This is a genomic window from Natrinema sp. SYSU A 869 (assembly GCF_019879105.1).
Taxonomy (GTDB): domain Archaea; phylum Halobacteriota; class Halobacteria; order Halobacteriales; family Natrialbaceae; genus Natrinema.
Genome location: NZ_CP082249.1, coordinates 338,009 through 356,963, shown reverse-complemented (window position 1 = coordinate 356,963; position 18,955 = coordinate 338,009). Strand labels below are relative to the sequence as shown.

At 64.0% G+C, this 18,955-nt stretch carries 22 protein-coding genes and 1 pseudogene; 10 read left to right on the top strand and 13 right to left on the bottom strand.

What is annotated here, in order from left to right; all coding sequences use genetic code 11:
• Nucleotides 1–138 precede the first annotated feature (138 nt).
• Entirely contained in the window at nucleotides 139–333 is a 195-nt protein-coding gene (locus K6I40_RS09860) for a cold shock domain-containing protein (protein WP_005554594.1), read from the top strand.
• Nucleotides 334–585: 252 nt separating this feature from the next.
• Here the strand turns inward: K6I40_RS09860 and K6I40_RS09855 are convergent, their stop codons facing one another.
• Entirely contained in the window at nucleotides 586–1,326 is a 741-nt protein-coding gene (locus K6I40_RS09855; protein WP_222918854.1) for a PAC2 family protein, read from the bottom strand.
• A 126-nt stretch (nucleotides 1,327–1,452) separates the two neighbouring features.
• Between K6I40_RS09855 and K6I40_RS09850 the strand changes: the two genes are divergently transcribed.
• A complete protein-coding gene (locus tag K6I40_RS09850) occupies nucleotides 1,453–2,361 on the top strand; it encodes an RsmB/NOP family class I SAM-dependent RNA methyltransferase (protein ID WP_222918853.1) in 909 nt (302 codons plus the stop codon).
• Nucleotides 2,361–2,876, top strand: coding sequence for a hypothetical protein (locus tag K6I40_RS09845; RefSeq protein ID WP_222918852.1), 516 nt, complete (start codon nucleotides 2,361–2,363; stop codon nucleotides 2,874–2,876). The genes K6I40_RS09850 and K6I40_RS09845 overlap by 1 nt, the downstream gene beginning before the upstream one ends.
• A 30-nt stretch (nucleotides 2,877–2,906) precedes the next feature.
• On the opposite strand, the gene K6I40_RS09840 is transcribed toward K6I40_RS09845, so the two are convergent.
• The 3 genes from K6I40_RS09840 to K6I40_RS09830 all read right to left on the bottom strand — a co-directional run bounded on the left by K6I40_RS09840 (nucleotide 2,907) and on the right by K6I40_RS09830 (nucleotide 6,066).
• Complete coding sequence (locus K6I40_RS09840; protein ID WP_255681946.1) at nucleotides 2,907–3,344, bottom strand: hypothetical protein; 438 nt, start codon at nucleotides 3,342–3,344, stop codon at nucleotides 2,907–2,909.
• A 151-nt stretch (nucleotides 3,345–3,495) separates the two neighbouring features.
• Nucleotides 3,496–5,712 (bottom strand): OB-fold nucleic acid binding domain-containing protein, encoded by a 2,217-nt coding sequence (locus tag K6I40_RS09835; RefSeq protein WP_222918851.1) that lies wholly within the window; start codon nucleotides 5,710–5,712, stop codon nucleotides 3,496–3,498.
• A gap of 90 nt (nucleotides 5,713–5,802) precedes the next feature.
• The gene (locus K6I40_RS09830; protein ID WP_222918850.1) at nucleotides 5,803–6,066 is read right to left on the bottom strand and encodes a hypothetical protein; all 264 of its coding nucleotides are present in this window, start codon (nucleotides 6,064–6,066) and stop codon (nucleotides 5,803–5,805) included.
• Nucleotides 6,067–6,467: 401 nt separating this feature from the next.
• Between K6I40_RS09830 and K6I40_RS09825 the strand changes: the two genes are divergently transcribed.
• Nucleotides 6,468–7,196, top strand: coding sequence for a metal-dependent hydrolase (locus K6I40_RS09825; RefSeq protein WP_222918849.1), 729 nt, complete (start codon nucleotides 6,468–6,470; stop codon nucleotides 7,194–7,196).
• Between the two features lie 77 nt (nucleotides 7,197–7,273).
• Here the strand turns inward: K6I40_RS09825 and K6I40_RS09820 are convergent, their stop codons facing one another.
• A complete protein-coding gene (locus K6I40_RS09820; protein ID WP_222918848.1) occupies nucleotides 7,274–7,864 on the bottom strand; it encodes a metal-dependent hydrolase in 591 nt (196 codons plus the stop codon).
• A gap of 11 nt (nucleotides 7,865–7,875) precedes the next feature.
• Entirely contained in the window at nucleotides 7,876–8,070 is a 195-nt protein-coding gene (locus tag K6I40_RS28340; RefSeq protein ID WP_255681945.1) for a hypothetical protein, read from the bottom strand.
• Nucleotides 8,071–8,262: 192 nt separating this feature from the next.
• On the opposite strand from K6I40_RS28340, the gene K6I40_RS09815 reads away from it, so the two are divergent.
• From K6I40_RS09815 to K6I40_RS09790, 6 genes are all read left to right on the top strand, one after another.
• Nucleotides 8,263–8,664 (top strand): FxLYD domain-containing protein, encoded by a 402-nt coding sequence (locus K6I40_RS09815; protein WP_222918847.1) that lies wholly within the window; start codon nucleotides 8,263–8,265, stop codon nucleotides 8,662–8,664.
• A gap of 139 nt (nucleotides 8,665–8,803) precedes the next feature.
• The gene (locus K6I40_RS09810) at nucleotides 8,804–9,199 is read left to right on the top strand and encodes an OsmC family protein (protein ID WP_222918846.1); all 396 of its coding nucleotides are present in this window, start codon (nucleotides 8,804–8,806) and stop codon (nucleotides 9,197–9,199) included.
• Nucleotides 9,200–9,219: 20 nt separating this feature from the next.
• Nucleotides 9,220–9,369 (top strand): hypothetical protein, encoded by a 150-nt coding sequence (locus K6I40_RS09805; RefSeq protein WP_222918845.1) that lies wholly within the window; start codon nucleotides 9,220–9,222, stop codon nucleotides 9,367–9,369.
• Nucleotides 9,370–9,456: 87 nt separating this feature from the next.
• Nucleotides 9,457–10,992: a DUF790 family protein gene (locus K6I40_RS09800; RefSeq protein ID WP_222918844.1), complete on the top strand. Its 1,536-nt coding sequence runs from the start codon at nucleotides 9,457–9,459 to the stop codon at nucleotides 10,990–10,992.
• 113 nt (nucleotides 10,993–11,105) lie between these two features.
• Complete coding sequence (locus tag K6I40_RS09795; RefSeq protein ID WP_222918843.1) at nucleotides 11,106–11,558, top strand: response regulator; 453 nt, start codon at nucleotides 11,106–11,108, stop codon at nucleotides 11,556–11,558.
• Between the two features lie 505 nt (nucleotides 11,559–12,063).
• Nucleotides 12,064–12,561 carry an SHOCT domain-containing protein gene (locus tag K6I40_RS09790; protein WP_222918842.1) on the top strand — a complete coding sequence of 166 codons (498 nt, stop codon included), beginning with the start codon at nucleotides 12,064–12,066 and terminating at the stop codon, nucleotides 12,559–12,561.
• Nucleotides 12,562–12,565: 4 nt separating this feature from the next.
• Here the strand turns inward: K6I40_RS09790 and mnhG are convergent, their stop codons facing one another.
• The 7 genes and pseudogenes from mnhG to mbhE form a co-directional block, all read right to left on the bottom strand.
• Nucleotides 12,566–12,949 carry a monovalent cation/H(+) antiporter subunit G gene (gene mnhG, locus K6I40_RS09785; protein ID WP_222918841.1) on the bottom strand — a complete coding sequence of 128 codons (384 nt, stop codon included), beginning with the start codon at nucleotides 12,947–12,949 and terminating at the stop codon, nucleotides 12,566–12,568.
• Nucleotides 12,946–13,236: a cation:proton antiporter gene (locus K6I40_RS09780; RefSeq protein ID WP_222918840.1), complete on the bottom strand. Its 291-nt coding sequence runs from the start codon at nucleotides 13,234–13,236 to the stop codon at nucleotides 12,946–12,948. The genes mnhG and K6I40_RS09780 overlap by 4 nt, the downstream gene beginning before the upstream one ends.
• Nucleotides 13,229–13,834, bottom strand: coding sequence for a Na+/H+ antiporter subunit E (locus tag K6I40_RS09775; RefSeq protein WP_222918839.1), 606 nt, complete (start codon nucleotides 13,832–13,834; stop codon nucleotides 13,229–13,231). The genes K6I40_RS09780 and K6I40_RS09775 overlap by 8 nt, the downstream gene beginning before the upstream one ends.
• The gene (locus K6I40_RS09770; protein WP_222918838.1) at nucleotides 13,834–15,483 is read right to left on the bottom strand and encodes a proton-conducting transporter membrane subunit; all 1,650 of its coding nucleotides are present in this window, start codon (nucleotides 15,481–15,483) and stop codon (nucleotides 13,834–13,836) included. The genes K6I40_RS09775 and K6I40_RS09770 overlap by 1 nt, the downstream gene beginning before the upstream one ends.
• An 88-nt stretch (nucleotides 15,484–15,571) precedes the next feature.
• Entirely contained in the window at nucleotides 15,572–15,925 is a 354-nt protein-coding gene (locus K6I40_RS09765) for a sodium:proton antiporter (protein ID WP_222918837.1), read from the bottom strand.
• Nucleotides 15,922–16,386, bottom strand: coding sequence for an MnhB domain-containing protein (locus K6I40_RS09760; RefSeq protein ID WP_222918836.1), 465 nt, complete (start codon nucleotides 16,384–16,386; stop codon nucleotides 15,922–15,924). Before K6I40_RS09760 ends, K6I40_RS09765 begins: the two co-directional genes overlap by 4 nt.
• Nucleotides 16,383–18,838: pseudogene (mbhE, locus tag K6I40_RS09755) on the bottom strand (hydrogen gas-evolving membrane-bound hydrogenase subunit E). The gene K6I40_RS09760 and the pseudogene mbhE overlap by 4 nt, the downstream one beginning before the upstream one ends.
• Nucleotides 18,839–18,955 lie beyond the last annotated feature (117 nt).

Genomic DNA, 18,955 nt, shown 5'->3' with positions numbered 1-18,955 from the left:
CGTATCATCGGAGAATACGACGCAGACGTTCCTTCAAACGCTCTGTCGGTGAGTTACAGAACGTTCGTGTGCAACGAACCTCGATTCGATTACGCATGCGGAATACTTATCCGTATATCTCGGTACCGTTTGGTTGTAATGGCAAACGGCACGGTTGACTTCTTCAACGACACTGGCGGCTACGGATTCATCGAGACTGAGGACGCAGACGAGGACGTGTTCTTCCACATGGAAGACGTCGGCGGCGAGGACCTCACGGAAGGAACGGAGATCGAATTCGACATCGAACAGGCCCCCAAGGGCCCGCGTGCGACGAACGTCGTCCGCGAGTAACGACGGGTTTGAAACGTCGTCGGAAGGCGACGGAATGAACTCGATTCTTCGAACATCAACTCGAGAGCGTTCGCTTCGGATTCGCACGTGTCGAGCGATCGGCGCGGCGTCACCGATCGACGCGTTTCCAGTGACGACGCTATAGTAGCCACTGAAACGATTTACACACTGATCGAACAGCTGTCATGCGATCAGGTGTGCAGTGACTTTCAGTGGCTACTATAGAGAGAACGAGTCGCAATCCGGCGATCGCTACTGATACATTCGTAGCGGCTGGGCCTGCGAACTCTCCTCCTGGCCGATCTGTTGCATCTGCTGGGCGAACTGTTCTCGTTTCTCTCGAATCTCCGCCGCGCGGTCGAGCAGTTCCTGAACGTTGACCTTGACATCGGCGATCCGGCAGATCCCCTCCTCGAGGAGGACACTCGCGGACTCGGGGTCGGGGAACTGCGGGCTCGATTCGACGACGAGACCGACGCTGTCGTAGTCGCGCTGTGCGGCGCGGTTGATGAGCGCGCCCGTCGGCCCCGTGACGACGCCGTCTTCGGGCGGAACGTCGATATCGTAGCTCTCGAGTAGCCCGCCGGCGTCGCCGGTTCCGACGCCGTAGACGTCGGGTTCGTCCTCGCGCTCGGCGGGCAGCCCGCTGAGGTAGAGCGGAAGCGCGTCCTGCGAGACGATCCACTCGGTCAGACACTCGGCGACGGAGCCGACGGCCTCCGAGGAGATCGGCACGTCGCTACGAAGCGCGAGGAGGTCGTGCTCCTCGCTGGCGTAGAGCCGGACCGGTGGCTGGGCCGTTCGATCGCCGCCGCGGTAGACGCCGACGCGAGGCAGCCCCTTGCAATCGACGCTCGCGTAGTAGCGCATGTCGAGTTCGTCGATGAGATGGTCGGTCGCGATCTTCCCGACGAGTCCGAGTCCCGGAAAGCCTTCGACGAGGATCGGTTCCTCGAGGTCGATCTCGGGCCCCTGCTGGCGGATCTGTGCCATACGCGAGATATCTGTCGGCGACTCCATAAAATCGAGGGCGGCGGCTACCGGGACGGAGTCCCCGTCGATCCGGCCGCACCCGGCGCTTCGAAACCCACAAACGCGGGGCGTGCGAATCCGCGTCCAATGGAGCCACTCGAGCGGTATCGACCGATCATCGACGACTTCGACGCCTTTCTCGCGGCCTGCGAGCGGCCGCTCGGCAACGCCGTTCGCGTCAATACGATCAAGGCCTCGGTCGAGCGGACGCTTACGGCCCTTGACGAGGAGGGCCTCGACTATGAGCAGGCCGACTGGAACCCGCGCGTCATAGACCTCGAAACCGATTCGCTGGGATCGACCTGGACCGCCTTTCACGGCTTTATACACGGGCAGGAGGAGGTCTCGGCGGTGCCGCCAGTCGTCCTCGACCCCGAACCCGGCGAACGGGTCTGGGACTGCTGTGCCGCCCCCGGCGGGAAAGCAACCCAGATCGCGGCGCTGATGGATGACCGCGGAACGGTTGTCGCGAACGACAACAACCTCGGGCGCATCTCGGCCCTGCGGTTCAACGCCGAGCGACTCGGCGCGACCAGCCTCGCCGTGACCAACGCCGACGCGCGCAACTACTCGCTCGAGCGCTTCAACTTCGAGGAGTTCGATCGAACGCTCGTCGACGCGCCCTGTTCCTGCGAGGGGACGATCCGGAAGAATCCCGACGCACTCGACAACTGGTCCGAGGGGCACATCTCCTCCGTCGCGGGCATTCAGAAGGGGATCATCCGGCGAGCGATCCAGGCCACCCGCGAGGGAGGAACCGTCGTCTACTCGACCTGTACCTTCGCGCCCGAGGAGAACGAGGCCGTCGTCCAGCACGCCCTCGAGACCGAATCCTGTCGCGTCGTCGACTTCGATCTCGGCCTCGAGTACTCGCCGGGACTGACCGAGTGGGACGGCGACGCGTTCGACTCGACCCTCGAGAACGCGGCCCGAATCTACCCCCACCAGAACGACACCGGTGGCTTCTTCGTCGCGAAACTGGAGGTGACCGCGTGATGGCCGACGGAAACGACGGCCAGCGGTTCGATCGGCTCCCCGCGACGCCGGCCGAGCGAACCGTCGAGGGCCGCGTCAGCCGCGAGGAAGTCGTCGATCTCTTCGCGGATCGGTTCGGCATCCCGCCCGAAACGTTCGACGACTACACCTTTTGGGAGAAGGGTGGGGGCAAGATCTGGATCTACGGCGGCGAGGCACCGACGCCGCTCGAGATTGAGGCCATCGGGATGACCTGTCTCCGCACTCGGCAGGAACACTGGAAACCCACGACGGACTTCGTCCAGCGCTTCGGCGGCCACGCGACCGAGTGCGTGATCGATCTCGACCATGAGCAAGCGTACCGATTCGCGGCCGGCGAGGACCAAGAACTGGAATGGTGGGACGGTGACTGGGGGTATCTGATCGCCGCCCACGAGGTCGGTGACGAGCGCGAACCCATCGGCGTCGGCCTCTACGTCCACGGTGAACTCCGCTCGATGGTGCCGAAGGGACGACAACGGGACCTCGAGTCATAGCGACACCGCTGTCGGGTCCGCGAGGGGAACTCAACCGACTCGAGAGGACGGAACCGGCGAGACACGCTCCCCGATGTGTGTTTTATCAGGGGCGTCCGACGCGAACATGGCGTCGGTACAGATAGTAGGAGAGCGCGGGAACCGAGAGGACCAATAGTTCTGCGACGACGGCCCGCCGAGATGGACGACGCCGGCGAGTCCCCACCAGATGCTCGGCGACCACGCCTCGTCCCCACTGAGCGTCCGACAATCCGCAAGTAAACAAACGAGGACGATCACAGCCACGAGGACCCCCGTCCAGAACGAGAGCGTCTGCAATGCGAACCACGCAACGTCCGCACCGAGAGTCGCGTCAGTCGACGGGCGAGCCGCAGCAAAGAACGCGCGGGACGCGAACCGAGCGGTCAACGCCGTCAGCACCACGACGGGGAACGGAACGATGCCGTACCACCACGTCGACTGTGACATGCGACGCCGTTTCGGCAGGAACGGATTAAACGTGCTGAATTAAATCCGAGAGCAAGGTACGTAGTATGTTCGACTGCCTGAGCGAATAAGAAAGGGTTCGATAGCCAGCGCTGCCGCTGTGCAATCGCTGGACGACGGAGGAAGACGAGTCTTACGCGAGCGTCTCGCCGAGCGCCTCGAGCGCTGCCTCGCGGACCGCATCGCGTTCGCCAGGCAGGAACTCGACGTGGCCGTCCTGACCGCCAACGACGCTGACACCGCCGTTCGGCACCGCGTCGGCGATCGCATCGCCGAGATCGCGGACGTTCACGGGTTCGGTCGCGCGGACGTGCAGTTCGTCGTCGCCGACGCCAAGTGTGACGTAGGGCGGGTCCGCTCGGTCACGTTCGCTGCGGTGGAGCGCGTCCAGCAGCAGGATCGTCGTCGGGAAGTTGTACCGATGCGTGAAGGCGTCCGTGTCGAGCACGGAGACGGTGATTCCGTCGACGCCTTGTACCGTGAGGTTCTCGCGAGCCGTCTCGAGTTCGGTATCGAGCTTGTCGCGGAACTGTTCGGAGACGTGGGCCGCGAGATCGCCGTCTCGGGGCCGCGCTGACTCGTCGTCGTCGCCGAACAGCAGGTCGATCACGAGTTCGCGTTTGTCCTTGTAGGACTGGTAGTAGGCCTCGAGCGCGACGGCTTCGCGGCGCTCGGAGACGCCGGTCTCGTCGTAGCCGGCCTCGGTGGCGAGTGCAAGGTAGTCCTCGGGCGTGTCCTCCCAGTAGCTGACTGCGGGGAGGTGCTCGAGATCGGCGCGGACATCATCGTTGACGTGGGCAGCGACGTTCGCTGCGAGCGCGGTCGATGTGACGTCTGTAACGTCAACACCGGCGAGTGACGGCGCGACGGCGACGTCGACGGCGTCGCCGACCTCGTCGTCCGCTCGGCTGTCGTCGATGACCAGCGCCTCGGCGTCGTACAGCGAGAGCAGTTCGTAGCCGTCGGTGGACTCGACTGTCGAGCCGGCGTCGACGAGGACGACGAGCGGGAGTTGCTCGCCGTGACGATCACGGGCCTCGAGCATCGAGGTGACGTCGCTGGTGGCGGCGTCCATGTCGTAGACGCGGCCGTCGAGCGGGCGGCGCTCGAAGTAGTGATACTCCGCGTCCTCGCGGGTGTGTTTCTCGCGGATCAGTGGGAGCACGGCGCGTTCGATGGCAGCACCGGCGACATAGCCGTCGGCGGTTGCGCCGTGTCGGACGACGATCGGTCGCGCTTCCATGACGGCGCGGCGAATCGCAGTTGCCGCGTCAGCGATGTTGTCTTCGACGACCGCCACTGCGTCGTGATCGGCTAGCGACTCGACGTCAGCTGGGCGGGCCTCGCGTTCGATTGCGCTCTCGAGGCGGTCGACGATGGTCTCGCGTTCTTCGCCCTCGAGGATATCGAGGGACTCGGTCTCGACCTGCAGGTCGCCGTGGTGGTGTTCGACTTCGCCTTCCAGGGCGACGACGTCGTCAAGTTCGACATCGGGGTAGGCGCGAACGCCGGCCTCCTCAAAGGCCGCACACTCGACGGTACCGGTCTCGTCGCGCAGTTCGAAGACCGTCGGACCGCTAGTCTGGCGAACGCCGGTGATCTCGCCCTCGAGGCGGACGACACTGCCGACCTGGTTCTCGATGGCTTCGATGGTCGTTCGCTTGAGTGCGGGTTCGGACTCGGCGTCCGGTTCGGCGTCGGTCGCGTCGTCGGTGGCCGGCGTCGAGGCGGTGGCGGACTCGGTCGCGACGGAGCCGCTACTCGTGGCGGTGCCGGCGGTCTCCGCGACCGCGGGCTGGCCCTCGTCGACGGAATCCGTGTCCGGTTCGGGTTCGGTTTCCTCAGCCGCAGCCTGCAGTTCGCCGGCTTTTGCCGCTCGGTCGTCGGTGAGGTCTTCGGTTTCCTCGGGCGTCTCAGCCGAGGACTCGTCGCTCGGTTCGGTCGAGGACTCGTCGGTGTCGTCCTCGAACTCTTCGGGCTGGTACTCGTCGTCAGCCGTCTCGATCAGTTTGCCGCGGAACTCGCGTTCGCGCTGGCGGATCGACCAGCCGAGGTCGACATTGCCGTTGTCTCGAACGTCGAGCACTTGGACGAAGACATCGTCCCCTGGCTCCCAGTTGAGACTTTCGAGTCGTTGGTCGAGTTCGCTTCTGTGCAACAGGCCGGTGACGTGGTCTCCGATGTCAACAAAGACACCGAAGTCGGCGTAACCGTCGACGGTTCCCCGGTAGTAGCGACCGGGTGTGAGCTGCGAGGCAGACGTGCCGCGAAATTCGAAAACAGCATCCTCCTCGTGACTCTCACAGATCTCGCCGTCAACGGGTGTGCCGCAGATGATACAGTTACCCATCTACTCGGACCAAGCGGTTTCGCCCTAAAACGGTTGTCGAAATGCGTTCGCGACGCGAGTCTCGGTTACAACTGCGATACAGCCCCGCCCTCAGTCGAAAACGGGCGAATCGTCCTCGAGCGCCTCGATATCGTCGACGATCTTCCGAACGTCTTCCGGGAACAGCGATACCTGTACTTCGTTGTCGTCCTCGTCCTCGAAGACGAGTTTGACGCGCTTGTCACCGAACTCCCTGGCCTCGGCGGAGTCCACGTCGAACAGTTTGACCGTCGCTTCCTTGTTGTTCGGTCCGACGTTCTTGATTGCACCATCGTTTAGCTCTACCATAAACTCCTCGAGCGTAAGTGCGAGCATGGTCGCCGTACGACCCCGGGTAAAAAACGGCACGGCATCGCCGCCCAGTGCGGTGACTGCCAGCGGAACTCCGCGGCTCCCCGCAGTGGGGGCTGCCGGGTGGTAGCGGGTCGTCCTGCAATCACAACGGTAGCAACGGTCGCGATACGCTGGCGACCGACCGGAATGCGATTCCAGACCGCATGCGTGGTGTGTCAGTTCGCTTGCGGCTCCCTATCCTTGGGAGACCGAACGTATAACAGTTGGTGATAGTACATGTATGGCCCCGGCTGTAAAGCGATCATTGAGGGCTCTGTGGGGACGAGAGCGAGTCAACGGACGGAGCGATATGCGCTCCGTCGTCGGTTCCGCCTGGACCTCGCTCACCTTTATTGTGTCTTCGTCCGAATCGATCAGGTGCTATGGAACTCACCTGGCACGGCCACTCGACGTGGCACGTCACCGTTGGGGAGACCGACCTGCTGATCGATCCGTTCTTCGACAACCCGAAGACGGATCTCGAGCCGGCTGACATCGACACGCCCGACTATGTCCTCTTGACACACGGCCACGCCGACCACATCGCTCACGCGGGCGAGTTCTCGGACGCGACGCTGGTCGCGACGCCGGAGATCGTCTCCTACTGCGAGGACGAGTTCGGCTACGACGACGCTGTCGGGGGAATGGGGATGAACCTCGGCGGGACCGTCAAATGTGGCGACGCCTACGTCACGATGACCCGCGCTGACCACACGAACGGGATCATGACCGAAAACGACGCGAGCGGCGGGATGCCGGCTGGGTTCGTCATCTCGGACACGAAGCCCACGCAAGTCAGTGACGAAGAGTCGACGACGTTCTACAATGCGGGCGACACGTCCCTCATGACCGAAATGCGCGAGGTTATCGGACCGTATCTTGAGCCTGACGCTGCCGCGGTACCGATCGGCGACCACTTCACGATGGGACCGATGCAGGCCGCCATCGCCGTCGATTGGCTCGACATCGACCACGCCTTCCCGCAACATTACGATACCTTCCCGCCGATCGAACAGGACCCCGAGGACTTCGCCAGTGAGGTCCGCGGGACCGGCAGTGATGCCGACGTTCACACCCTCGAGGCCGACGAGCCGTTCGAACTCGAGCCCTGAACGGACAGGGTGTCGAACGGTGACGATCGCATCGATTGCCGGCTCTATTTTCTCGCCGTCGCGGACGACTCGAGTACTCAGTCATCGTCGCTCGCGCGATACTGTGAGTCCTCGGAGGCACCGATTCGGTAGCGGGTCTCGAGCGGGTAGCGCTCGTTTCGAGCGAGCAGCAGGTGGAGTCCCACGCCGGCGGTGAGCAGCCCGACGTTCCAGAACGGCGACCCGTAGTAGATCGCGTCGACGATCACTGGCTCTGAGTAGAGGGGCCAGAACGGCGAAAGCGGTGGCGCGATATCGGGTGCGGAGAGGATGTCCGCGAACAGGTGGCTGATTCCGCCGACGGTCAGCCCCGCCGTAGCGAAGATGAAAACAGTCTCGCTTGTGATTTCGGAGCTCCGGATCCTGCGATTGGCGTTGAACCAGTCGGTCAGGTACCGGGCGGCGACGGTTCCGGCGAGAACGCTCATTAGGACGACGAACAGGACCGTGTGCGTCACCCCGTGGTGGGTAACTGGGAACATATGTCGAAGCGCCAGATCGGTATCGGGGAGCATCGCCGTCGCTAACGCAAAGGCCGTGAACCCAAGCGCACCGCGTCGGCCCCAGACCATCCACGCCGGTGCGGCGAACAACAGCGCCATCCCGAGGTGGCCGGTAACGTCGACCATGGCCCCTCGAGCTATCGGAGTCGCCGAACCAATCGAAGGAACAGCGACACGGCTGTTCCGATGCCGGGAACGCGAGATGAGAGCGCGGCCGCGACGAGGAGCAAGAGGCCGCTCTTTCGACGCCCACGCCGGAACGCCATTACAGCGTCTATCACCGTCGAAATTATACTGATCTTGTTCGCCGACTGCCTGTTGAAACTGGCCATATTCAACCTATTCGCTCGTATCAAGGAAACAGATACCGCTGCAAACGCAGGGTATTGGAACCGGCGCGCCGACCCCTCTTTTAAGACATAATATTGGTGAAACAATCAACAATCCGACAGTCTTATTAACACAACAAATAAAGAGAATGTGTGGATAGACGGAGATTGTTGTTGGCTGGTGGGACAGCACTAATGACCGCACTCGCAGGCTGTAGCGGAGGCGACGATACGGACCGCGAGAGTGGTGGCACGAATAACGACGACTCAGGGAACGGTGACGACAACAGTGGTGGGAATGGTGACGCAAACGGAGGCGATGATCTTATCGAACTCCTTAATCACGAATGGTACAGCGATGGCTCGTTCAGTTCCGGAGTGCGGGGACAAGTGGAAAACGTCTCTGATGAGACACTTGGGTACGTGGAGATCTCAGTCTACTTCATTGATGCAGACGGCGTACAATTCGAGGAAAGCCTCGCTAATACCTCCGACCTAGCCGCTGGTCGTGTTTGGGAGTTTGAAGCGATGTTCCTTGGCGATGATTCATCTCGAATAGAGGAATACGAGGTCGAGGCTGACGTTACCAATATCTGATTGCTGATTAGGTAGACGGTATTCAAATCATTCCTACCCCGAGTAGACGTACGTGATCGACGGGAATGAACCCACTCGAGAGGAGCACCTTTGCTGTTACCAAACGTTTACAGCACCACCCGTAGACGACTCGACTGCTATGGCGAAGCAGGTCACCACCGTTTCCGACGAAGGGTACAGCGCCACCAACGAGATTCGCGACTTCGAGACGACGATCGACGCCAACGGTGAGGAGGCCCCCGATACGCTCGAGACGCTACTCGCCGCCTACGGCTCCTGTTACGTGCCGGCGCTGCGCGTCGGCGGCCAGCAGCGAGGGGCCGACGACCTCGGGCGGATCGAGATCGAGACCAGTGGCGAACTCAACGACGACGACAAACTCGAGTCGGTCCAGTTCGACATCCGCGTCGCGGCCGACGTGGACGATGACACTGGCGACGAGATCATCGAGCGCGCCTTCGAACTCTGCAAGGTCCACGACGCGCTGAAAGACAGCCTGCACGCGGACACGAGTTTCGAGGGCGACGCGTTCTGAAATCGGGCGACTTCTCGGACATGACGACCGACGGAACCGAGAGCGCGACCGAGACGGAACGCGACGGCCCGACCGACCCGGACGCGCTGCTCGAGCGGAAACGAGACGCACAGTCGGCACTCGACCACTATCCACTGGGTGACGGCGACCGTCCGGCAGTCGTCGGATGAACGCGGAAGCGAATTCAGCGCGAAGAGGGAGAATTGCGCCACGTGCGTCCGGGTAACTTTTGGCGACGCCGCGCCGACACGAACTAGATGCTGACGAAGGACCTGCTCCGCGTCTCGCGAGCCGGTGGCGGCTACCACCCCCAGTTCGCAGACCGGAGCCACCGCCCGCTCGCGGCCCGGGTCATCGGCACATACCAGGGTCACGTCGGCGAACCGCGCGCCGCCCTCGAGTCCGCACTTACCGAGCTCGAGCGCGATGCCGAGGACTTCAAACTCGTTCGCGGCCTCTCGGCACTGCTCGAGCGCGAGGCGACGTTCGAGACCGACGCAGCGGTCGAGCCTGAACACGCCCGCCGGGCCGCATTCAAGGCCGCCGAGGCGGTCGGCGTTGTCACAGCGGACGAACGCGCGATGGCGCTCATCCGCGCGAGCGAGTCGCTCGATGTCTCGGCCGACGACCTCGAGACTGCCCTCTACGCCGATCTCGAGGAGCGCCAGGTCCTGACCGCGGTCGAACCGCGCTGGGATCCCGACGGGCTGGTCGCCCAGTACAACCTCTCGCTGGCACAGACGGCCCTATTCGACGCAACCGAGCTGCGAGTCCGCTCGAGCGATCCGAAAGCGCTGATCTCGGCGATCAAACGCCTGCGATTGATGTACGAGATCCGGCAGCTCGATAGTGAGGAGACGGACGGAGCACCCGATATCTCGGACCGCGAAGTCGTCGTTACTGGCCCGACCCACCTCTTTCGTGCGACGCGGCGGTACGGGACCCGTTTTGCCCGACTCCTCAGGACGGTCGCGAAGAGCGAGCGGTGGTCGCTCGCGGCGACGATCGACGACCGCGGGACTGAACGAACGCTCTCGCTCTCCCACGAGGACCCGATTCGTGTCCCCGACGCCGAACCGGTGGCCAACGTCTCGTTCGACAGCGGCGTCGAAGCCGACTTCGCCGCCCGATTTTCGAACTTGGGCCTCGAGTGGGACCTTGTCCGCGAGCCGGAACCGCTCGCGACGGGAACGCGAGTGATGATTCCGGACTTCGCCTTCGAGTACGAACACGGCGATTTCCGCCTCTTTTTCGAGATCATGGGGTTTTGGACGCCCGAGTACGTCGAGAAGAAACTCTCACAGCTGTCGGATCTCGAGGACGTGGACATGCTCGTCGCCGTCGACGAATCGCTCGGCGTGGGCGAAGAGATCGCCGCCCGCGACCACCGGGCAATTCCCTACTCCGGGACGGTACGGGTCAAAGACGTCGCCGACGTCCTCCGGGAGTACGAACGGCAGTTGGTCGCCGAGAGCGCGGCCGCGCTTCCCGACGAGCTCCGGCCGGACGAGGCCGTGATCACGCTGGAAACGCTGGCGGCGCGCCACGGCGTGAGCGCCGACGCGCTCGCGGACAAGACTGTCCCCGAGCACGACCAGGTCGGGCGGACGCTGATTCGGCCCGCCGTGCTCGACACGCTCGCCGACGAGATCGAACCCGGCATGGACCTCGCTGACGCCGAGGCAGTACTCGAGGAAGATGGAATCTCCGACTCGAGTGCAATCCTCTCGCGGCTTGACTATCGCGTCGAGTGGGATGGACTGGCCGGCGGGACGATCGTCGAACGAGAGTGACCGCTCCTCGGTGGCAGCGGTGGCCGACCGCCGGCGATTCGCCCCACTGCGCAAACCGTATCCAATGTGCTTTGTACGCAGGCTTATACGCCTGAGGTTCCACTTATCAGACAGTGTCTCACCCTCCCTCCACCGATCCCGTCTCTCTCTTGCTCGTCGAGGATAATCCCGGTGACGTTCGGCTCATCGAGGAAGCCTTCAAATCGGCGGGATTCGAAACGACGTTTCACACGGTCACCGACGGTGACGCCGCTCTCGAGTTCCTGCAAAACCGAGCGGCGACCGAGTCCGGTCCCGACATCGACCTCGTCTTACTGGACCTGAACCTGCCCAGAACGGGCGGGTTCGAAGTCCTCGAGACGATCAAGAACGATCCGGAGCTGACGTCGTTGCCGGTGCTCGTTCTTACCAGTTCGGAGGCGAACGAAGACATCGTCAAGAGCTACGAGTTGTGTGCGAACGCCTACCTCACGAAGCCGACCGATCCCGGTGAGTTCGCCGACATCGGCCGCGCGGTCGAAGCGTTCTGGTTCGACGAGGCGACGCTGCCACCGGTTCCCTCGTAAGTTCCTTTCCGTCGCGATGGGAGCGGGTAACACAGGACACCCCTTCGTCACGTCTGCTACTCTCCTCATTCTCGCTGATTGCGCTCGATGAACGCCCGTTTTCGCGCGCTCCCTAACTCGATCTGAATAGCCTATTACGTCATCTGACCGCTTCTGAGTGCTCTTCCTCGACCGTCTCTACCGAAAACTGGCTTTTTAGAAGGTACCAGCCTGCGGTCACAGAGCAGCTGATTCGCTCTTGATACCGGAAATCACGCCCACTTGGTGGGCGTAGTCCGCTGTAGACAGCACGCGACCTTTGACCGTTCCCGGACACGCGACCTTTGACCGTTCCCGGACACGCGACCTTTGACCGCTCCAGAAGCGATCGATACTCGCCATCGTGGACTCCTTGCTGTACTGGCTGGCCTCTCCGTTCGGTTGTCGACCGACCATGCGTAGGCGATTTCGGCTGACGACACCTTGGACCGATAACGTATTTCCGATCCCGACGCGAAGTCATCGTATGGATGCGATCGAGGGGAGCGGTCGCGAGCGCAGCGGGGAGACGCCGTGGAATCGCCTTCGCGAGAACGCGTCCGGCATCGCGTCGCTGCTCGTGACGGCGATCTGGCTCGGCGCGATGTTCACCGGCCAGGACTGGTGGCTCGCAGCGTTGCTCGTCGGCTACATCGCCGTCGTGCCGGTCGTCGCGATTCTGTTCGACGAGGAACGGGACGCGGACGACCGGGAATGGGATGACTCGAGGACGGACGAGACGGTACGGAAATCCGAGCCGACGACGACCGAACCTGCCACCGACACGCGTGACGCACTCGAGACCCTTCGCGAACGGTACGCTGCGGGCGAGTTGACCGACGAGCAGTTCGAACGCAAACTCGAGCAGCTGCTGGACACGGAAACGCTCGAGGACGCACAGGCGTGGGCTCGAGAGCGAAACCAAGCGGATCAGACCGACAGTCGAGAACGGGACCGGGATCGAGAGCCCGAGTTCGAACGCTGAAGCCCTAGTCGTCGGTCGGTTCGGCCTCGTCGGATCGCTCGCTGTGTTCGAGTTGCTCCGGTCGTTCGACCGCCGACGGGTCGGGCCAGGTGACGCTACCGAGGAAGGGGATGCCGATCCGCTCGGCGGCACGGGCGATCATGTGTGCACCGGTGGGGACCGTCAGGAAGAGGAAGACGATCCCGATGAGCGCGGTCAGCCCTTCCGAACCGGGACCGAACTCGACGAAGCCGGCCAGGAAAATCGCGGCGGTGCCGAGCGTCGTCGGCTTGCTCGTGGCGTGCATCCGGTTGTAGACATTGGGCAGCCGCAACAGGCCGATCGTGCCAACGGTCAGGAAGAACGCACCCACGGCGATCAGCGCGATCACGACAGCGGTGTGTATCATTCGATCACCTCACCTTCGGTGACGAACTTAGCGACGGCGACGGTCGCGATGAAGCCGATGATCGCGAGCACGAGGCTCACGGTGATAAAGAGGCCCCGATCGGTCAGCAGGGCGAACAGGACCGCAATCGCCACGACGTTCGTCGCGATGGCGTCTAAGGCGACCACGCGGTCCGGGTTCGTCGGCCCGCGGATCACGCGGTAGCCACACAGGACACAGAGCCCGCTGACGAGGACTAACGCCGCACGGATCGCCATCTCGAGGACGGCGGGATCGCTCTCAGTCATCGCCGATACCTCCCGCTTGGCGATCCGGCCCCCTGTCTCTTTCCCCGCCGGAGACGACGATTTCCGGCGGCGGATCCGACGGCGACGCCTCCTCGTTGAACAGTTCGAGGGCGTAGTCCTCCCACGTACGGATCGGTTCGGCGATCGCCTCGGGGTCGCGGCCGTTAACGCCGTGGACGTACAGCGCGTTGGTTTCCTCGTCGTAGTCCAACGTCACGGTTCCGGGCGTGATCGTGATGCTGTTCGCGATTACCGTGATCGCGATGTCGGACTCGACCCGAAGCGGCACCAGGATTACCTCGGGTTCGATCGGCATGCCGGGCGAGAGCACCCGGTAGGCGACGTCGACGTTCGCCCGCAGGAGTTCCCAGGTGAACGCACCCAGGTAGAGCCCGGCGTAGGGGAGCGCCCGAACCCCGCGTCCGAGATCGATGTACTTGCTGTACAGCCGCCGGAAGACGTACGCCACCGGCAGGCCGACGAGCAGCCCGGTGAGGAAGCCGCGGACGAGTGAGATCGGGGTCAGCGGCTGTCCGACGACGAACACCCACAGAACGGCGAAGACGACGCCGACGACCGGCCAGGTCCGGACTCGCATCAGTGGTCACCCCCGCTTGACCCTCCCAGTTCGCTTGCCGACTGAGGGTTGACGGCGTCGACGTAGCCCTCAGTATCGAGTGCGGCCTCGGCGGCGGTCTCCGCGAACTCGTAGACGGGCTCGAAGCCGATACCGACCGCGATAATCGCGACAGCGAGGGCGACGAGGATCGCGACCTGCACGGAATCGATCGTCGCCGCCTCGACGGCGTCCGTCCGTGCCCCCCAGAAGCTCTGATTCCACAGCCGGGTCACGTACGCGATCGTCAACAGCGACCCGACGAGCAAGACGACGAGGACGGGCCCGGCCGCCGCTCGAGCGGCGGCGTCGAAGACGAGGAACTTCCCGAAGAAGCCCGACAGCGGCGGGATGCCGACGAGCGCGAGCGACCCGACGAACACGGCGATCGCCAGCGGTGGCGACCGCCTGGCCAGTCCACCGAGGTCGGCAAAGCGGCTCGTTCCCGTTGCGGATCTGACCGTCCCGACAGCGAGGAAGAGCAGTCCCTTCGCCAGCGTGTGGTTGAGCGCGTACACCAGCGCGGCGATGATCGCGAACTTGCGCAGTCCCGGGCTGGCCGCCGTCGCCGCGATCGCGACCGGGATCGCGATGAATCCGACTTGGCCGATACTCGAGTAGGCGAAGACACCTTCCATGGAGTCGCGGCCGACGGCCCCGATACCGCCTAGAAGGATGCTGGCAGCCGCCATGACGAACAGCGCCGCGCCGACGAACGGCAGCGGCGAATCGCCCGCGATTGCCACGTCCAGAAGCGGAATCGGAAGGTCGACGGCGACCTCCGCGCCGGCGAACACGGTAAATGAGAGCCGGATGATGGCGTAGATCCCGACCTTTTTCGTTGCCCCGGCTAGCAGCGCGGTGATCTGTGGCGGTGCGGCTCGGTAGGCCGTCGGAATCCAGAACTGGAATGGGACGAGGCCGGCCTTGATCGCGAACACCGATAGGAGCAAGCCGAGGAGGCCGACGACCGGTACGGGCTCGAGCCCGTAAGCTGCCGGGTCGGCGAGCCGCTGGGCGAGATCGGCCATGTTGAGCGTCCCCGTCGTCGCGTAGATGCCGCCGACGCCGAGCAGGAAGACGGCGCTGGCCAGCAGGTTGAGCGTCACGTACCAGAACGCGGCGCGGGTGTGCTGGGGGCCGCCACTGTAGGCGACGAAAACGTAACTGGCCATCAACATCACCTCGAACCAAACGAAGAGGTTGAACAGGTCGCCAGTGAGGAACGCGCCGGTGACGCCCAGTGCGAGGAAGTGAAAGAGCGGGAAGTAGTAACTGCGCCCTTCGCCGCCGGGGAGGTGTCTGGTCGAGAAGACCAGCGACGCGGCCCCGAGGATCGCGACCATAGTCAACATGAACGCCGACAGGCCGTCGGCGACGAGTGTGATCCCGAAGGGGGCCGGCCAGTTGCCGACCTGATACGTCGCGATCCCCGGCGCGTCCGGCGCGAGGACGATGAACCAGTCGATCGCTGCGACCGCGATCGCGTAGCCCGCGCCGCCGGCGAGACTGACGGCCGCTCGAGCCCGGGGATGCCGGCCGAGCAGCAGCGTTCCGGCGGCTGCGACGAGGACGACTAGCATCGGCGCGATCACGAGTGTCGATTCCGTGCCGACTGGCGTCGCCGTCATCGGCGATCACCCGTCGTTGCCGTCAATGTTCGTGATTGGGTAGTCATCAGCAGTGTCATCGTCACCGTCGTCATCGTCGCCGTCGTCGTCATTCGCGATCACCGAGTTCCGTCACGTCCAGCGTGTCGTGTTCCTCGTAGACCCGGTACGACAGCACGAGCGCGAACGCGGTCATGCCAAAGCCGATCACGATCGCGGTCAACACGAGCGCCTGCACCAGCGGGTCGGCCGTCTGCGGAACGTGATCGCCGTGGCCGGCGAGGATCGGCACCGAATCGGCGGTCGCCGGCGCGATCCCGCCCATCGCCAGCAGATAGACGTTCGCGGCCTGACTGATGATCGCCAGCCCCCAGACGACCCGGATCAGGTCCCGCCGCAGGAGGAGGAAGGTCCCGAGAGCGAACAGCGAACCGACCGTGGCTGCGAGGACGACCCCCGTCATTCGGCTCCCACCACCGAGAGGATCGTGAGCAGCCCGCCGACGACCACGCAGTAGACACCGAAGTCGAACGCAAGCGCGCTCGCGACCTCGAGATGATCGTAGATCGGAATCCCCTCGAGCATGACGAACGTCTGCGTGAGGAAGTTGCGGCCGAACAGCAATGGCGTGAGGCCGCTGGCGACCGCGATAGCGAAGCCGTAGGCGAAGAGGCGACGATATGCCAGCACGACGCGATCCCGTGAGGGTCCCTTGCCGGGATCGACGTCGCGACCGAGGATCCCCCGCTCTAAGAAATCCAGCCCGAAGGCCATGTAGACGATCGCGAAGGCGGTCGTCGTGAGCACGCCGCCGATGAACCCGCCGCCGGGGAGGTTGTGTCCCTCGAAGAACAGCGAGATCGAAACGACCAGAATGATCGGGACGATCGCTCGAGCAGTCGTGCGCATGATGACCGTCGTCATTCGTCGTCACCTCCTGTGGGTCCGCCGTCACTGCGTGTCCCTGTCGGGTCGTCGTCGGTCGAGTCGCTAGTCAGTTCGTCGCCGTCGCGAATGGCAGTCCGTTCGCCGTCGCGATCGCGCATGACGATTAGCGTCAGGATCGAGATCGCGGCGAGCGCGACCACGGCGAGTTCACCGAGGGTGTCGAAGCCCCGGAAGTCGACGAGAGTCACGTTGACGATGTTGGTTCCGCCACCCTGGGGAACCGCCTGCTCGGCGTAGGCGCGGGCGATCTCGCTCGGGCCGTCGGGACGCGCGCTGGTCGTGACCAGTACCGTCACGAACGCGGTCGCACCGACGGCGACGGAGAGGACGGCGTCGCGGACGACCGTCCCGATCTCGATCTCGTAGTGTTCGGGAATCTCCTCGATCACGAGCAGGAAGATCACGAGCACGAGCGTCTCGACGACGAGCTGGGTCAGGGCGAGGTCGGGCGCGCTCGCGAGGATGTAGAAGATGGCGACCATGAACCCGAGGATCGAGAGGGTGAGGACGCCGGCGATGTGTGACTCGGATGTGACGACAGCGACGCCACCGATCACCGCGACGAGCAAGACGAGCGCGATGGCGAGCGAGACCTCGAGGCCGAATTCGGTCGGTGCGATGGCACCGGCCGCGACGAAGCCGGTGAGAGCGAGGGTACAGGTCGCTGCGAGAGTCCACGTCGCGTACGTCCGGAGGGCCCCGTCGTGGACCGTTTCGGCGAACGCTCGTCCCTCGTCGCTGAGACCGTCGATGGCGGTATCGTACCACCAGTTCGCACCGATCGGCGGCACTGTCTGGGGACCGATCGAATCGCATTGTGGAGACGTCCGTAGGCCGGATACGCGAGGAGTCCGACGCCGATCGTGACAGCGCTCATCCCCAGTGCCGGCGAGTACGACGTCGGGATGCCGGCGTGCATCTCGTGGGGGTCGACCGCCGTCGCCTCGAGGCCGGACTGGACGATGGCGTCGACGGCGAGTTGGGGGTCGACGCTGACGACCGCGGCGAGCAGCGCCAGCACGGTCGGCGGGATGAGGAGCGTGACGGGCGGGCGGTGGACGTGGCCGAGCGCGTCGGGCCGGTCGCCGAAGAACAGCGAGAGGAATCGCAGCGAGTAGAGGACGGTGAAGATGCTGCCGAAGACGGCGACGGCGGGGTAGAGCCACCCCAGCAGGCCGATATCGTGGTGGTGGCTCGCCTCGACGGCGGCCTCGAAGAGCAGTTCCTTCGAATAGAAGCCGTTGAAGGGCGGGATGCCGGCCATGCTGAGCGCAACGACCGTCGTGATCGCCGCGGTCACCGGCAGATCGTGGCGGAGCCCGCCGAGTTTGTCGATCTCGCGGGTCCCGGCCTCGTGGGCAACGATACCGGCCACGAGGAACAGCGCGGCCTTGAAAAGCGCGTGATTGAGAAGATGGAAGACGCCGGTCTCAGCGCCGTAGACCGACGTGAAACCGAAGCCAGCGACCATCAGCCCGAGGTGACTCGCCGTCGAATAGGCGAGCAGTTCCTTGATGTCCGTCGACGCGACGGCCATGATCGCACAGACGGTCATCGTCGTCAGGCCGAGCGTCGCGAACAGGAACAACCACTCCGTGCTAACGAGCATCGGGCGGACCCGCCCGATGAAGTAGACGCCGACCTTGACCATCGTCGCTGAGTGGAGGAAGGCCGAGACGGGCGTCGGAGCCGCCATTGCGTTCGGCAACCAGAAGTGGAGCGGGACCTGCGCGGACTTGGTCCCTGCGCCGATCGCGAACAGTCCCAGCACCGGGAGGAACAATCCTCGCTCTCGCAGGGCCGCTTGCATCGCCTCGGAGTTCTCGAGCATCGCGGCGAGATTGAACGCGGCTCCGGGACCGAGGACGTCACTCGCGACGAGCGAGAGCAAGAGGAGACCGACGAGCAAGAAGAGGCCGCCGCCGACGGTGATGAGCATGGCCATCCGGGCGGCGTACTGCGAGGAGTCGTCGGCGGTATAGTAGCCGATCAGGACGAACGACGCGAGGCTGGTGAGTTCCCAGAAGAGGAAGATCGAGATCAGGTCGGCGGCCAGTGCGACGCCGACGATCGATCCCATAAAGGCGAACAGGGCGGCGTAGTACCTGACGAGGCCGGATTCGCCGTGCATGTACGCGGGCGAGTAGGTGAAGATTAGGGCCCCGATCCCACACGCTAACATCGCGAACAGCAACGCCCAGCCGTCCACGTAGAATCGGAGCGCGATGTTGAGCGAGGGGACCCACTCGAGTCCGACGGCTCCCTCCGTCCCGTACTGGGTCGCAAGGAGGCCGAACGAGGTGAGTGCGACGACGGTCCCGACGAATCCAGTTCCCTCACCGAGGGCGCGAAAGGCCACCGGTGTGAGTGCTGCTGCGACGAACGGTAACGCGACCGCGGCGATGACCATCGCCAGGTCGGGAGACATTCAGTACGCCGAGGGTAGGGCGAGACCGCCCTTAAACGATTACCTTTTGGAAGCCACACCCGTGTCAGAGTCGACGACGCACCATCGGTCGTCCGAGGTGGTGAGTCGGTCTCCCGA

What these genes read in the sequence shown, in the direction of transcription:
- K6I40_RS09835 (WP_222918851.1), bottom strand. Translation starts at nt 5,712, where the DNA reads ATGGGTAACTGTATCATCTGCGGCACACCCGTTGACGGCGAGATCTGT.
- K6I40_RS09820 (WP_222918848.1), bottom strand. Translation starts at nt 7,864, where the DNA reads ATGGTCGACGTTACCGGCCACCTCGGGATGGCGCTGTTGTTCGCCGCA.
- K6I40_RS09810 (WP_222918846.1), top strand. Translation starts at nt 8,804, where the DNA reads ATGGCGAAGCAGGTCACCACCGTTTCCGACGAAGGGTACAGCGCCACC.
- K6I40_RS09830 (WP_222918850.1), bottom strand. Translation starts at nt 6,066, where the DNA reads ATGCTCGCACTTACGCTCGAGGAGTTTATGGTAGAGCTAAACGATGGT.
- K6I40_RS09775 (WP_222918839.1), bottom strand. Translation starts at nt 13,834, where the DNA reads ATGCGAGTCCGGACCTGGCCGGTCGTCGGCGTCGTCTTCGCCGTTCTG.
- K6I40_RS09855 (WP_222918854.1), bottom strand. Translation starts at nt 1,326, where the DNA reads ATGGCACAGATCCGCCAGCAGGGGCCCGAGATCGACCTCGAGGAACCG.
- K6I40_RS09825 (WP_222918849.1), top strand. Translation starts at nt 6,468, where the DNA reads ATGGAACTCACCTGGCACGGCCACTCGACGTGGCACGTCACCGTTGGG.
- K6I40_RS09815 (WP_222918847.1), top strand. Translation starts at nt 8,263, where the DNA reads ATGACCGCACTCGCAGGCTGTAGCGGAGGCGACGATACGGACCGCGAG.
- K6I40_RS28340 (WP_255681945.1), bottom strand. Translation starts at nt 8,070, where the DNA reads ATGGCCAGTTTCAACAGGCAGTCGGCGAACAAGATCAGTATAATTTCG.
- K6I40_RS09790 (WP_222918842.1), top strand. Translation starts at nt 12,064, where the DNA reads ATGGATGCGATCGAGGGGAGCGGTCGCGAGCGCAGCGGGGAGACGCCG.
- K6I40_RS09840 (WP_255681946.1), bottom strand. Translation starts at nt 3,344, where the DNA reads ATGTCACAGTCGACGTGGTGGTACGGCATCGTTCCGTTCCCCGTCGTG.
- K6I40_RS09800 (WP_222918844.1), top strand. Translation starts at nt 9,457, where the DNA reads ATGCTGACGAAGGACCTGCTCCGCGTCTCGCGAGCCGGTGGCGGCTAC.
- K6I40_RS09805 (WP_222918845.1), top strand. Translation starts at nt 9,220, where the DNA reads ATGACGACCGACGGAACCGAGAGCGCGACCGAGACGGAACGCGACGGC.
- K6I40_RS09845 (WP_222918852.1), top strand. Translation starts at nt 2,361, where the DNA reads ATGGCCGACGGAAACGACGGCCAGCGGTTCGATCGGCTCCCCGCGACG.
- K6I40_RS09770 (WP_222918838.1), bottom strand. Translation starts at nt 15,483, where the DNA reads ATGACGGCGACGCCAGTCGGCACGGAATCGACACTCGTGATCGCGCCG.
- mnhG (WP_222918841.1), bottom strand. Translation starts at nt 12,949, where the DNA reads ATGATACACACCGCTGTCGTGATCGCGCTGATCGCCGTGGGTGCGTTC.
- K6I40_RS09850 (WP_222918853.1), top strand. Translation starts at nt 1,453, where the DNA reads ATGGAGCCACTCGAGCGGTATCGACCGATCATCGACGACTTCGACGCC.
- K6I40_RS09760 (WP_222918836.1), bottom strand. Translation starts at nt 16,386, where the DNA reads ATGACGACGGTCATCATGCGCACGACTGCTCGAGCGATCGTCCCGATC.
- K6I40_RS09860 (WP_005554594.1), top strand. Translation starts at nt 139, where the DNA reads ATGGCAAACGGCACGGTTGACTTCTTCAACGACACTGGCGGCTACGGA.
- K6I40_RS09780 (WP_222918840.1), bottom strand. Translation starts at nt 13,236, where the DNA reads ATGACTGAGAGCGATCCCGCCGTCCTCGAGATGGCGATCCGTGCGGCG.
- K6I40_RS09765 (WP_222918837.1), bottom strand. Translation starts at nt 15,925, where the DNA reads ATGACGGGGGTCGTCCTCGCAGCCACGGTCGGTTCGCTGTTCGCTCTC.